This is a genomic window from Pedobacter sp. T50_32, assembly GCF_057652195.1.
Map to the genome: position 1 here is coordinate 262,822 of NZ_JBYFBY010000005.1, position 13,138 is coordinate 275,959.

General features: G+C 37.1%; 7 protein-coding genes. All 7 read left to right on the top strand.

Translation table 11 applies throughout. The features are described 5' to 3' along the window. Nucleotides 1–183: 183 nt before the first annotated feature. The 7 genes from AC23ME_RS16250 (at nucleotide 184) to AC23ME_RS16280 (ending at nucleotide 13,106) form a co-directional block, all read left to right on the top strand. The gene (locus AC23ME_RS16250) at nucleotides 184–2,859 is read left to right on the top strand and encodes a T9SS type B sorting domain-containing protein (protein WP_487728829.1); all 2,676 of its coding nucleotides are present in this window, start codon (nucleotides 184–186) and stop codon (nucleotides 2,857–2,859) included. A gap of 49 nt (nucleotides 2,860–2,908) precedes the next feature. Further along, the gene (locus AC23ME_RS16255) at nucleotides 2,909–3,793 is read left to right on the top strand and encodes a PorP/SprF family type IX secretion system membrane protein (RefSeq protein WP_487728830.1); all 885 of its coding nucleotides are present in this window, start codon (nucleotides 2,909–2,911) and stop codon (nucleotides 3,791–3,793) included. A gap of 215 nt (nucleotides 3,794–4,008) precedes the next feature. Then, nucleotides 4,009–4,602 carry an RNA polymerase sigma factor gene (locus AC23ME_RS16260; RefSeq protein ID WP_487728831.1) on the top strand — a complete coding sequence of 198 codons (594 nt, stop codon included), beginning with the start codon at nucleotides 4,009–4,011 and terminating at the stop codon, nucleotides 4,600–4,602. Nucleotides 4,603–4,760: 158 nt separating this feature from the next. Then, entirely contained in the window at nucleotides 4,761–6,773 is a 2,013-nt protein-coding gene (locus AC23ME_RS16265) for a T9SS type A sorting domain-containing protein (RefSeq protein ID WP_487728832.1), read from the top strand. Between the two features lie 22 nt (nucleotides 6,774–6,795). Continuing rightward, nucleotides 6,796–7,995, top strand: a complete 1,200-nt coding sequence (locus AC23ME_RS16270; protein ID WP_487728833.1) for a FecR family protein — start codon at nucleotides 6,796–6,798, stop codon at nucleotides 7,993–7,995. Nucleotides 7,996–8,207: 212 nt separating this feature from the next. Further along, on the top strand, nucleotides 8,208–11,534 hold the full coding sequence (locus tag AC23ME_RS16275; protein WP_487728834.1) for a SusC/RagA family TonB-linked outer membrane protein: 3,327 nt from the start codon (nucleotides 8,208–8,210) through the stop codon (nucleotides 11,532–11,534). A 12-nt stretch (nucleotides 11,535–11,546) separates the two neighbouring features. Continuing rightward, complete coding sequence (locus tag AC23ME_RS16280) at nucleotides 11,547–13,106, top strand: RagB/SusD family nutrient uptake outer membrane protein (RefSeq protein WP_487728835.1); 1,560 nt, start codon at nucleotides 11,547–11,549, stop codon at nucleotides 13,104–13,106. Nucleotides 13,107–13,138 lie beyond the last annotated feature (32 nt).

The window sequence follows — 13,138 nt, forward strand, 5'->3', positions numbered from 1 at the left end:
TCCAATTACTGTTTCGTACCGAAATAAGGAGAAAATTATCAGCTTTTTTACCAATTTCGATAAAAATTAAAAAAATGATATTAAAAGAGGTCCTATCTATTTTGATATCAGTCTATCATATAGTTTTGAGGATAATTATCTTGATCCCCGAACTAACCTAACAAAAACAAACTAACGATTCATATGAAAAAACTTTACGTATTGCTTTTTTGCTGTTCTCTTTTTATTGCAACAGATGCAGTAGCGCAAACGATTAGGTATGTAAAAGCTGGTGGAACTGGAAGTGGCGCTAGTTGGGCTGCGGCTTCTGGAGATTTACAGGCTATGATTAATGCTTCTGCTGCAAATGACGAAGTTTGGGTTGCGGCTGGTATTCATAAACCGAACCGTAAAGCCGATGCACTTGCTACCATTACTCCAAACGACAGGTTCAATGCCTTTGTACTTAAAAAAGACGTGGCAGTTTATGGTGGTTTTGCAGGAACTGAGGCTACTAGAGCAAATAGAAATTTCATCGCAAATGCAACAATACTAAGTGGTAATTTGGGAGATGAAGCTATTGATACAGACAATGCTTATCACGTTGTTGTTGCATCTGGCGATTTAGGGACTGCGAGGTTAGATGGTTTTACCGTAACTAAAGGATATACGAGTGGAACAGGTACTACTGGAGGTATAACCGTAAATGGTAATGCCATTCCACCAAGTAGATCGCCTGGCATTATCAATTATTATAGCAGCGCTACTTACGAAAATCTTATTATTACAGAAAATACAAATGGCTCTACCGACCAAAGCGCAGGCGCAATTTATATTCTTTACGGTTCTCCAATCTACAATAAAGTTAAATTCATAAACAACAAAACGTTGTCTACAAGTGCTGGTGCCATTTTCATCTTTAGTGCTGTAGCCACACCCTCAAAACCAATATTTACCGAAGTAGATTTTATTGGTAACGAAGCAAGTTCGGGTGGCGCAGTAGTAATTTCGACAGCAGGTTCGCCGGTATTTAATAAATGTACCTTCCAAGGAAATAAGTCTACCACCTTTGGAGGCGCTCTTCACATGTTTTCAGCATCTGCAAGTGCAACTTTCGAAGAATGTACCTTTACAAATAACACTGCAACAACCAACGGTGGCGTAATCAATAACGGATTAGCAACCACTATCAACATCAGTAAATCTACCTTCAGCAATAATACATCTGGAAGCAATGGTGGAGCCATTTACTTTACTGCAGGAACAATAAATGTAAGCGAAACAACCTTCAGCGGTAACAAGTCTGGATCTACTGGTGCATTCTATCTAGGTACAAGCACATTAGCTTCCAGCTTAGTAGATGTATCATTTTTAAATAACGAGGCTAATACAACTGCTGGCGCTTTGTATTTAAATGCAAATAGCCCTAAGATGGATAGGGTAAAGTTTATTGGCAACAAGGCCGGAACTAGTGGAGGTGCTATTTATCTTTTTGGAGTAGCTGGTAATGCAGCCAATCCGCTAATAACTAATAATCTTTTCTATAATAACGAAGCTGGATCTACAAACGGAGGAGGTGGAGCTATTTATGCATCAACGGCGGCAACACCGACTATTCATAATGCAACATTCTACGGAAATAAAGCAACAAGAGATCGTGGCGGAGCTTTATTCGCATCATCTTCAGCTACTGTCACAATTTATAACAGTATCATTAATAAAAACACGGCAACAATAGCAGAAACTTCAGACTTTTTTCCAGCAACAACAGGCTCAACAAGTTTAACGGTTAAAGCTTCCTTAACTGATATTTATGGAACTAGCGGTGCAGATGATAATATTGTTGGTGTAGATCCAATTTTTGAAAGTACCGATCCTAACAGTTTCGATTTCTTGACTTTACAGGATTTTAGCCCGGCTATTAATGGTGGTCAAAACAACTATTTGCCTACCAGTATAACGTTAGATTTAGCTGGTAACCCAAGAATCCTTTATTCTATTTTAGATTTAGGTGCCTACGAGTTCAATGGAGCCGCTCCAGTTGCACCACTACAAGTAAGTATTGATGAGAACAAGGCAAATGGTGAGTTCGTAGCCAAACCTGTTACTACTTTGCCTGGTGTGCTTTCTAATTGGACAATAACTTCTGGTAATAATAGTGGCGCATTCGTAATAAATGCTACTACGGGAGACATAACGGTTGCTAAAAGCAGTGAGATTGATTACGAAAAAACGAGAACTTTCACATTGACCGTTAAAGTATTTAATAATCAAGGTGGCGATCAAACACTTCGTGTAATTGTTTCGGTAAACAATTTAATGGAAGATCCTCAAACACCTATCATCAAGAACGTACTAAATGGCGTGGTAACAAGCTTTAGACCCAAACTGGAAGGGATAGCAGAGCCATTAAGTGATATTGCGATTTTTGTAGATGATAAGCAGCATCATACAACTGCTACATCTAACGAAAGAGGTGAATGGGCTTACACTTTTACAGAGGAGGTAACACCAGGTATCCATTCTTTCCATGTGGTAGCTACTAACAACTTAGGTACAAGTAATCCTAGCGATAAAGCGTCGGCTATGTTTAAGCTATACAGTGGAGAAATTGTTCCGAGTAACATCTTAACTCCTAATGGCGATGGCAAGAACGATTTTTGGATCGTACAAGATCTTAGTGTAATGTACCCGAAAAATCAAGTAACTGTTTATGACAAATCTGGAAAAATAGTGTTCCAAAAGTCAGGCTATCAAAATGATTGGGATGGTACTTACAACGGAGCAACCTTAAATACCGGAACATATTACTACCATATTAATATAGGTGCCGATTTAAAACCAATAAAAGGTACAATAACTATTTTAAAAGGAAGATAATAAGCACCGAGCATAAACAACCATGAAAGAAATTGTTAACCAAACAACAATGAAAAGAAACTACTTTACTTATATAGCGACATTATTTATCTTGTTTTTTATCTCATCAGAGTTAAAGGCGCAGGTAAGTCCACCAATGTCTATGTATTACCTTAATGAATATCTTTACAATCCAGCTGTAGCTGGTAAGAAACAAGGGTTAAACGTTGGCTTATCCTATAAAAATAATCTTACTGGAAGTAACGGGCAAACAGTTGCAAATACTATTACTTTAGATTACGGAATGGGTAAAAACGGTTTCGGTCTATCAGTGAATACAGATAAAGACGGTATCTTAAATGTGAATAGATTTGCAGCCACTTATGCCTATAACATACAAACATCTACCACCAGTAATTTAAGGTTTGGTGTTTCGGCAGGGGTTACTTCTATAAAAGCGAATATGTCTGATATTGTTGGCGATGTAGACGATCAATTGGTTCAGCAATTTAACGATCAAGGTTATATTTTCGACGGAGATTTAGGAGCACATTACACTACTGAAAAGTTAAGCTTAAGTGCTGTAGCTCCAAATTTGCGTAGCTTAATCTATTCAGAAAATGTAAACGATGGCTATAATTATACTACATTTTTCTTATCGGCAGCTTATCAAGTGCTAGATGGTCCAGTGAAATTAACACCAAAAGTAATGTATAGGGGGTTAGATGGATTTGATAGTGTAATAGATGCCGGTGTAAATGCACAATTTGCCGAAGATAAGTTTAATTTGATGGCATTTTACCATAGCAGTAATAGCTTATCTTTTGGTCTTGGTTTCAACATTATGAAAAAATATCAAATGCAAGCCTCTTACTCGCTGCCAATAAATAGTAATCTAAAACAATATACTTATGGCGGCGTAGAGTTGGGTTTAAAAGTTAATCTCTCTAAATAAGTGTTTCTCTAAGTCCCGGTTTGCCGGGACTTTTTTATGTGAGCTATTTTTTATCTGGTTTTTGATGCCAGTTTTTTGCGTTTTATACCTATTTGTGTTTAAAAAATTAAAAATCTTTTTGAATAGTAAATAAGGATTACTATTTTTAATAAACCTAAACCACAAACTAGCTAACATACTTATAGCTAAGCAAATGTTGGCGAATAACTATTTTAATGGCATTGTACGATTTAACAGCAGAAAAGCTATTGTTAAAAGAAATTTCCGATGGAAATTCTTTGGCTTTTAATAAGATGTTTTGTCTTTATCGAGGCAAAATATTAGCGTTTGTCGATTCGTTTATCCATAGCAAAGCTGATGCTGAAGAAATAGTACAAGAAACCTTTCTGGTAATTTGGCAAAATCGTGAAAAATTGTTGGCAATAGAGCATCCACGAAACTATATTTACACCATTGCACGTAATAAAACCTACGATTATTTGGCTAAGGTAAGTAGAACTGAAAAAACAATTAACGATGCTTGGGTAAACACCTCGGTTTCTCTGAATAATGTCGACGATCAAATCAATCTTAAAGAAAGTGTGTTTTTAATTAATAAAGTACTACAAACACTTTCGCTTCAAAAACAGGAGATATTTAACATGAGTCGTAATCAGCACATGAGTCATGAAGAGATAGCACAAGCAGTTGGATTGTCCAAAAGTCGTGTTAAAAATGTGATAGTTGAAGTATTAAAGCATTTAAAGTACCACATTTCTAAGCACAGTATCGTAGTATCTTTACTATTACTTTTAAAATCTTATTTCTAAATCTTTTGTTTTAAAGGTGCTGTAAATTAAGTGTATAGTGCTTTTTTGAAGACTTTTTTATCTTTTCATATTTTTTTCAAAAAAAGTTGGTCTTGGGCGGTCCGTTGTTAAGTCTAGTCAGTCTATATAAGACAACAACAAACCTAAACCAACAATTTATGAAAAAACTTTACTTTTTAATTTTATTTACGCTAATTGGATTTCTGGTTCAAGGGCAGACCGTTAGACGGGCTAAATCTGGCGGTACTGGAGATGGTTCTACTTGGGCTCTAGCAGGAGATTTGCAAACGATGATCAATAACTCTTCGGAAGATGATCAGGTATGGGTAGCTGCGGGAACATATTACCCTACTGAAAAAATTGCGGCCACGGACGATAATTCTGTCGCTACTACAGCAAGAGACCAATCTTTTATCTTAAGAACAGGAGTTAAAATTTACGGTGGTTTTGTTGGAGCTGATGAAAGTGAAACCTTATTAACGCAACGGAACTACTTGACCAACACCACAATTTTAAGTGGAGATTTGGGAGCGTCAGGCGTAAAAACAGACAATGCTTTCCATGTGGTTACAGCACGTATCGGTACTACAAATGTTAAAGCAATACTAGATGGTTTTACAATTCAAGATGGCTATGCAGACGCGGCAACAACTGTAGTTGCAGGATTGGGATTAGATAGAAATGACGGCGCAGCAATCAATCTTAGAGGCTCAGACGCATCTGGATTTATAGAGTTCGTTAATTTGAAGATTAGAAATAACGAAGCTACTAACACGGGTGGTGCGCTATACGCACTGCTTTCTGGTACAGGTACGCTAACGTTAACGAATGTTGAATTCATTAATAATAAAGGAAATACTGGCGGTGCAATGTACTTAGCTTTGGTAGGGACAACGAATGCTCCAAATATCAACATTTCAGGTTGTACATTCGCAGAAAATGAAACCAACACCCACTCTGGTGCTATATACCATAATAATAATAGTGCTGGTATTCTGAGAATTGTGAATTCTAAATTTTTAGATAATGAGGCGAAATCGGGATTAGCTGGTGCTGTTTATCATGCCGCCGGTTTTATGCAACTTCATAACTCGGTGTTCTATGCAAACAAATCTACCTCTAATGCGGCAGGTGCAATCTATGTTGGTGCAGTTTCTGGTATCATGGCTACAGGGACTATCGTTAACTGTACGTTTTATCAGAATACGGCAAGTACACTTGGAGGCGCAATTTCATTTTTTGCTAACTCGACATCTGCAACTGTTAATCTATATAATAATATTTTTAATGGTAACACAGCTGGAGACGGGACTCATGACCTAAGAGGTTCGGCTTCTGGTATTTTAAGGTTTAAAAATAACTTGTTTCAAGTGTACGCTATTACACCTGGTGCTGATGATGATTTTGCTGACAATACAGTTAATAGCACTCCAACAGCGCTCTTCGCTAGCACCACTTCTGCAGATGCTGACTTTCTAACTTTGTCTAGCACTAGCGCTGCGTTAAATGTTGGTTCTAATTCATTGTCAACCTCGCTTGTAGATTTGGCCAATAATCCTCGTATTCGTAACAATACTATTGATCTAGGTGCTTATGAATTCCAAACAGGAAATTATCCTTTACCAGTTAAACTAGAATCTTTTACTGCGGTAAAACAAGGCAACTCGGCAATATTAACATGGAAAACAGCAAGTGAGCAAAACAACCAGAAATTTGTTATCGAACGTGGTTCGTCTGCATCTAATTTTGAATTTCTAAGGAATGTTACTGGAGCTGGAAATAGCAATACACCATTAACTTACTCAATTACCGATTTTGCACCACTTGCTGGTAATAATTATTACCGTCTTACACAATTCGATAACGACGGCAAATCGGAAGTTTTGGGTACGCAAGTCGTAAATTTCGAACTCTCTTCTCCAAAAGCACAAGTATATCCAAACCCTGCCAAAAGCTACATCGAAGTGAAACCATCTTCATCAAATAGTATCGTTTCGTTAAATCTAATATCTTTGACAGGACAAAACATATCGACCAATAATTACGCTCAAGCAGCTTTAAATGAAAGTGTAAAGCTAGATTTAACAAGCATTCCTACAGGTACTTATATTCTGTGGATAAACAAAGGGAAATCAAATGCAGAAAAGCAAACTTTGTTGGTCGTGAAATAAATTAACGGCAATAAAAGTATAAATGAACAATAAAGAAGATCAGATGACACACGGTACAAATAACAGATTAGCAGAGCTTTTCAAGAAGTATGTGGACAAAACCATTACTGAGGAAGAGTATGCCGAGTTATTTGTTTATATCCGCAATCCAGAAACCAAGGAGCAGGTACTTGCTTTTATGGATGAGCACAATAAAAAAGTGCAATCTGATGCGCTTGTTCACGAGGTAGATTGGGATGGGATGTACGCAAATATCACCAACCCAAAAAAGTCGGATGGTCGTAAGCGTATGCCAGTTTGGAAGTATGCTGCGGCCGCTGCGGTGTTATTGCTAACGGGATTTACTTTGTACTATTCCGTACAAAAGTCAGACAGTGTAAAACCTTTAGCTTATTATAACGATATCAAGCCTGGAGGTGATAAGGCGACTTTGACATTAGCCGATGGATCGCAAATTGTGCTAGACAATAAAAATACAGGACAGGTGGCTACAGAAGGTGCTATTTCTATAGAAACTGATGCCAAAGGTCAAATTGTATATCTAGTTAAGGGCAATAGCGAAACAGAAAGTCAAAAGATCAATACCCTCTCTACACCTGCTGGCGGTAAATTTAGCGTAGTACTGTCGGATGGTAGTAAGGTTTGGCTAAATGCAACATCTTCTATCAAATTTCCAGCTGCTTTTGCAAATGATGCACGTAGGGTAGAGGTTAAAGGTGAAGCATATTTCGAGATAGAAAAAGATAGCTCAAGACCGTTCTATGTAAAAAATGGAAGTTCGGAGATCAAAGTTTTAGGTACGCATTTTAATGTCATGGCTTATCCTGATGAGTATCGTTCCGAGCTTACTTTGTTAGAAGGCGCTGTACAATTCACCAAAAGTGGCAATTCGGAACTGCTAAAACCAGGCAGACAGATTTTATATACCGAAACCAGTACAGAAACCAAACAACGCAATGCCAATATTGAGGAAGTAATGGCTTGGAAAAATGATCTATTTGTGTTTAACGATACCAACATTGATGAAATTATGAAAGAATTGATGCGCTGGTACGATGTTAAGATAAAATACGAAGGAGAGAAACCAGATATTTCGTTTACGGGGATCATCCCTAGAAATACAAATGTTTCTAAGGTGTTAAAAGCTTTGGAACTAACTGGTGACGTAGTATTTGGTATTGAAAATAATGTAATAACCTGCGAAAAGAAAATGAAGAAGTAAGAAGGAAACCATAAAGCTAAAAAGCTTTTCCCGGCGGCAACCAGGAAAAGCATTAGGAAGGCTTAAAAAAATAATAAACAAACCACTATTTATTCAAAACCCTTATATACAAATGTATGAAAGAAAAAATACATTGTAGATTGTCGTACACTAATTTTAGTAACGATTTTTCGACCAAACAAAAACAACTATTTAAAAAAGCCTTACTGGTTATGAGAATCATTGCCGTAATTGTGTTTGTTTTTAGCTTACACGTTAGTGCCAAAACTTTGGGGCAAAACGTAAGCATTAAAAAACAAAACATCACTTTAAAAGAAGTGTTTAAAGAATTGAGAAGTCAGACTGGCTACTACTTTATTTACAACAGTAAGGAAGTAGCAGATGAAAAAAGGGTTTCTACAAATTTTTCCAACACTCCTATCGATGTAGTGCTGTCGTCAGTTTTAAAGGGAATGTCTTTAAGTTATACTATCGAAGACAAAATCATCTCTTTAAAGCCCGCTACCCAAAATAGAGACAATGCTATTTTAGAAAATGTAACCCAGCAAGACCGAACTATAACCGGTAAAATTACAGATGCAGAAGATGGTTCTCCTTTATATGGTGTTTCAGTTAGAGTTAAGGGGTCGGTAGTAGGCACCATAACTAATGCCGACGGTAATTTTACTATCAACGTTAAAGGTGCAGATAAGTTCATTGTATTAAGTTACATGGGATATGTTTCTAAAGAGGTGCCGCTTACTGCCATTGTTAAGTATGATGTTGCGTTAACAAAAGACAGCAAACAGCTACAAGAAGTTGTGATCGCTTTTGGTACCACTACTAGAAGTGAGTTAACAAACTCTGTAACTAGAATTTCTGCAAAAGATATTGAACAACGTCCTATCAGTAACCTTAACTCTGCTATTGTTGGTGCTTCGCCCGGTGTGCAAACTACGGCAGGTAGTGGGCAACCTGGAGAAGGTCCAGAAATTAGAATTAGGGGTTTCGGTTCGGTAACTGGAGATAATGCACCGCTTTACGTTCTAGATGGTGCTCCTTATGAGGGTGTAATTAGTAACATAAACGCAGAGGATATAGATAACATTTCTATTTTAAAAGATGCATCAGCAACATCATTATATGGGGCAAGAGCTGCAAATGGCGTCGTATTAATCACAACAAAAAGAGGATCTAATACTGGCAAAACCAATATCACTGCTAAATTTACGCAAGCGTTCTCACAACGTGGTTTACCTAATTACGAAACTTTAGATGCTTATCAATATTTTCCAGTAGTATGGGAAGCTTTGAGAAACGGCTCTTCGGGAACTGCGGCTGCAGCAACACAAGATCTAAAATCTTACGTGGGTTGGAACCCATTTAACGTAGCCGATGATGAGATTGTTCTAGAGAATGGTCAAATGAACCCTAATGCTAAGCTCTTATATCCAGACGATGTACGTTTCAGACAAGAACTTCAACGTTTAGGTATGAGATCTGATATGTCAGTTTCATTAAGTGGAGGTAGCGCTAAAACAGATCATTATGTGTCCCTAAATTATCTTGATGAAAATGGTTATGTAATCGGGTCAGATTTCAAGCGTTTTTCAGGAAGATTGAGATTAAACTCTACACCTGTAGATTGGTTGAAATTTGGGCTAAATGTGTTTGGTACTTACACCAAGTCCGAGCAAGCAAATCAAAGCAGTGGTATCAATGAAAATCCATTTTATATCGATTTGATTTTGGCTCCTATTTATCCGGTTTATAAGCATGATCCGGTAACTGGGGCATATCTGTTAGATAATCGAGGCAACAAAATTTTTGATCAGGGAGACTACAGGCCATTATTTACGGGTAGAAATGTTGTTTACGAAACACTATATAACATTAATGAAATCACAAGAAATTCGTTAAATGGTGTTGCTAATGTTGAAGCTAAGTTTTTGAAAGATTTTAAGTTCACCTCAAGTTTGAGTGTTACGCTAGGTAATTACAGAAATAATGTTTACGATAATAGTGTAATGGGAGATGCAGTTGGAGTGGGTAGAACTACTAGGACCAATAGTTTAACTACTTATTTAAACTTTAATCAATTGTTATATTGGACTAAAACAATTAACAAACATAAAATAAGTGCTTTATTAGGTCATGAAAGCTATTTGAACTATTACGATTATTTGAGCGGATCAAGACGTAGTGAAGGTATTTCTGGACTTGCCGTACTAGATAACATGACCACCACTACGGCATTAAGTTCTTACGATAGAGATTATAAAACAGAAGGGTATTTTTCTAAGTTAGACTATAGCTATAGAAGTAAATATTTATTCTCTGCATCATACAGAAGAGATGGCTCTTCAAGATTTTCTCCAAAAAGTAGATGGGGCGATTTTTGGTCTGTAAGTGCTGCATATAATATCGATAGAGAGCCTTTCTTTAAAGTTAAATGGATTGATGTATTAAAGTTAAGAGCATCTTACGGCGAGGTTGGTAATGACAGAACTGGTAGCTATTTCACTTATCAACGCTTATTTACCTTAGGTTATAATAATGGTACAGAGCCAGGAGCAATTTTAACACAAGGTGGAAATCAAGACTTAGTTTGGGAGTCTAATCAAAATGCTGACGTTGCATTAGAATTTTCGGCTTTAAAAAATAGAATTGGTGGTACCTTAGAGGTTTTTCAGCGTCAGTCGAGTAATTTACTATTTGCTGTAACGCTTCCGTTAACAAGTGGTTTGCTTACCTATAATGATAATTTTGGTAGCATGCGTAACCGCGGTATCGAGGTTCAGTTAAACGGGGTACCTGTTAAAACTAAAACTTTCCGATGGAATGTGGATGTTAATTGGAGTACCATAGAAAATAAGATTTTATCACTTCCACAATCATACGAAGGACGAATTAGTGGTACCAAAAAATACGAAACTGGAAAATCGTTATACGAATTTTGGTTGAGAGATTGGGATTCTGTTAACCCAGAAACTGGTGCTAATCAGTACAAAAAAGCTGATGGTACTTTATCTGGTACTTTAGCAGATGCGGCCTATTACTATGCTGGTAGCGCTATCCCAGATTTCTTTGGAAGTGTAAATAACACCTTTACTTACAAAAATTGGAGTTTACAAGCAATGTTTATCTATCAAGTTGGAGGTTATACTTTCGATAACGATTACCGTTCGCTGCTATTCAGAGGAGGTACAACAACCAATGGTAGAGCTCTTCATGTTGATATGTTGAAGCGTTGGCAAAATCCTGGAGATATTACCACAATCCCGAGACTAAGTACCACAGGAGGTATATCAGATACCGATCAATGGTTAACAAAGTCAGATTATTTAAACCTCCGTACAGTGGCGGTAACTTATAACTTCCCTAAAAAAACCTTGGCCAGACTTAAGCTTACAAATTTAAAAGCTTACGTAAATGGCGAAAATTTATTTATCACTTCGGCCAGAAAAGGGATGGATCCAACCCAAACTTACACCGGAGATGCAGAGTATACTTATGCGCCATCTCGTATTGTAAGTTTCGGTCTAAACATCACATTATAGAAATTGATAATCATGAAAAAGTATTTCTCATTTTTAACGATCATATTCTTTTTACTTACACTAGGTTCATGTAAAAAGAGCTACTTAGACACCACCCCGTCAGATCAAATAGATGCTGACAAAATGTTTGATAGCATCAATAACGTAAAAGTAGCGCTAAACGGCGTTTACAGAACGATGTACATGCAGTATTCAGACCAAGAACAAGATGGACATCCTGCTATGATGATCGTATTAGATTTCATGGGTGAAGATATCGTACACACGGCAACAGGAACAGTTTATTTCAGAGGAGCATACAGATGGTCTGATCACCGTTCTGACCTAAACGATTTGCCATATTTCGCATATCGGTTATACTACAGAATTATTGCCAATGCAAATATCATATTAGAAGGCATAGATCGAGTACCAGATGCAACCGAAGCACAAAAGAATGTGATTAAAGGCGAGTGTTTGGCGATTAGAGGTTGGGCTCATTTTATGTCGGTTCAACTATTTGGTAAACGCTATAATGTGAATGAGAATGGAGTTCCATCTAATTTAGATGCTGAGGGTAAACCAAATCTAGGTATTCCAATTGTAACTAAATACTCTTTGGATCCTCAACCTAGAAACAGTGTTGAAGAAGTTTACACCCAGATTAACAAAGATTTGGACGAAGCAATGGTGCTATTAACAGGTGCTCCGCCTAGAGGTTTGTATAGAACCCATATAGATAAGAGTGTTGCGCAAGGTATTAAGGCAAGAGTTGCCTTAACACAACATAATTGGACAGATGCTGCTTTTTATGCGCAGGAAGCTTTAAAAGGTTATCAATTGATGTCAAACTCTGCATATCTAGATGGTTTTAGTGATATGAAAAATTCTGAATGGATGTGGGGAGCTCACCAGTTAGCAGAGCAATTGCCTGCCTACGGATCGTTTTTTGCCTATATGTCATCTAATTTCAACTCGTCACATACTCGTCCAAACCCTAAGAAAATAAGTACTCTTCTGTATAATTCATTAACTACTACAGATATAAGAAGAAAATTATTCTGTGATAATGTAAACGACTATGTGAATTTTCCAGGGGTGATAGACGCATCTACAGGCCAGCCAGTACCAGGCCAGGCTAGGGCACTTTATATGCAGAAAAAGTTTACAGTTTCTGACCCTGCCGTAAGTGCTGGAGACATACCGTTCATGCGAGCTGCGGAAATGTATCTGATTGCTGCTGAAGCAAAAGCTAAGGCTGGTTTGTTAAATGAAGCAGCAGATATTATTGATGTCTTAGCAAAAAATAGAGATCCTAATTATGTAAGACCAGATAATATTTCTGATATAGGTAATGATAATAATGGATTGATTATGATGCAAAGAAGGATAGAGTTATGGGGAGAAGGCTTTCGCTTTTTAGACTTGAAACGTTTGAATTTGCCTTTGGATAGAGCTGGAAGTGGCTCGACTACTACGCTCGCCCGTATTTTAACAGTTGGTTTTCCAGCTACAGTAAATACTTGGCAATTTCTAATTCCAAGGAGAGAAATGCAAGCAAATCCTTACATGGTTCAAAATCCAACTCCTTAAAAAGAAAAATAATAAGTTAGTAAATATGTTTA

What these genes read in the sequence shown, in the direction of transcription:
- AC23ME_RS16250 (WP_487728829.1), top strand. Translation starts at nt 184, where the DNA reads ATGAAAAAACTTTACGTATTGCTTTTTTGCTGTTCTCTTTTTATTGCA.
- AC23ME_RS16255 (WP_487728830.1), top strand. Translation starts at nt 2,909, where the DNA reads ATGAAAAGAAACTACTTTACTTATATAGCGACATTATTTATCTTGTTT.
- AC23ME_RS16260 (WP_487728831.1), top strand. Translation starts at nt 4,009, where the DNA reads ATGGCATTGTACGATTTAACAGCAGAAAAGCTATTGTTAAAAGAAATT.
- AC23ME_RS16265 (WP_487728832.1), top strand. Translation starts at nt 4,761, where the DNA reads ATGAAAAAACTTTACTTTTTAATTTTATTTACGCTAATTGGATTTCTG.
- AC23ME_RS16270 (WP_487728833.1), top strand. Translation starts at nt 6,796, where the DNA reads ATGAACAATAAAGAAGATCAGATGACACACGGTACAAATAACAGATTA.
- AC23ME_RS16275 (WP_487728834.1), top strand. Translation starts at nt 8,208, where the DNA reads ATGAGAATCATTGCCGTAATTGTGTTTGTTTTTAGCTTACACGTTAGT.
- AC23ME_RS16280 (WP_487728835.1), top strand. Translation starts at nt 11,547, where the DNA reads ATGAAAAAGTATTTCTCATTTTTAACGATCATATTCTTTTTACTTACA.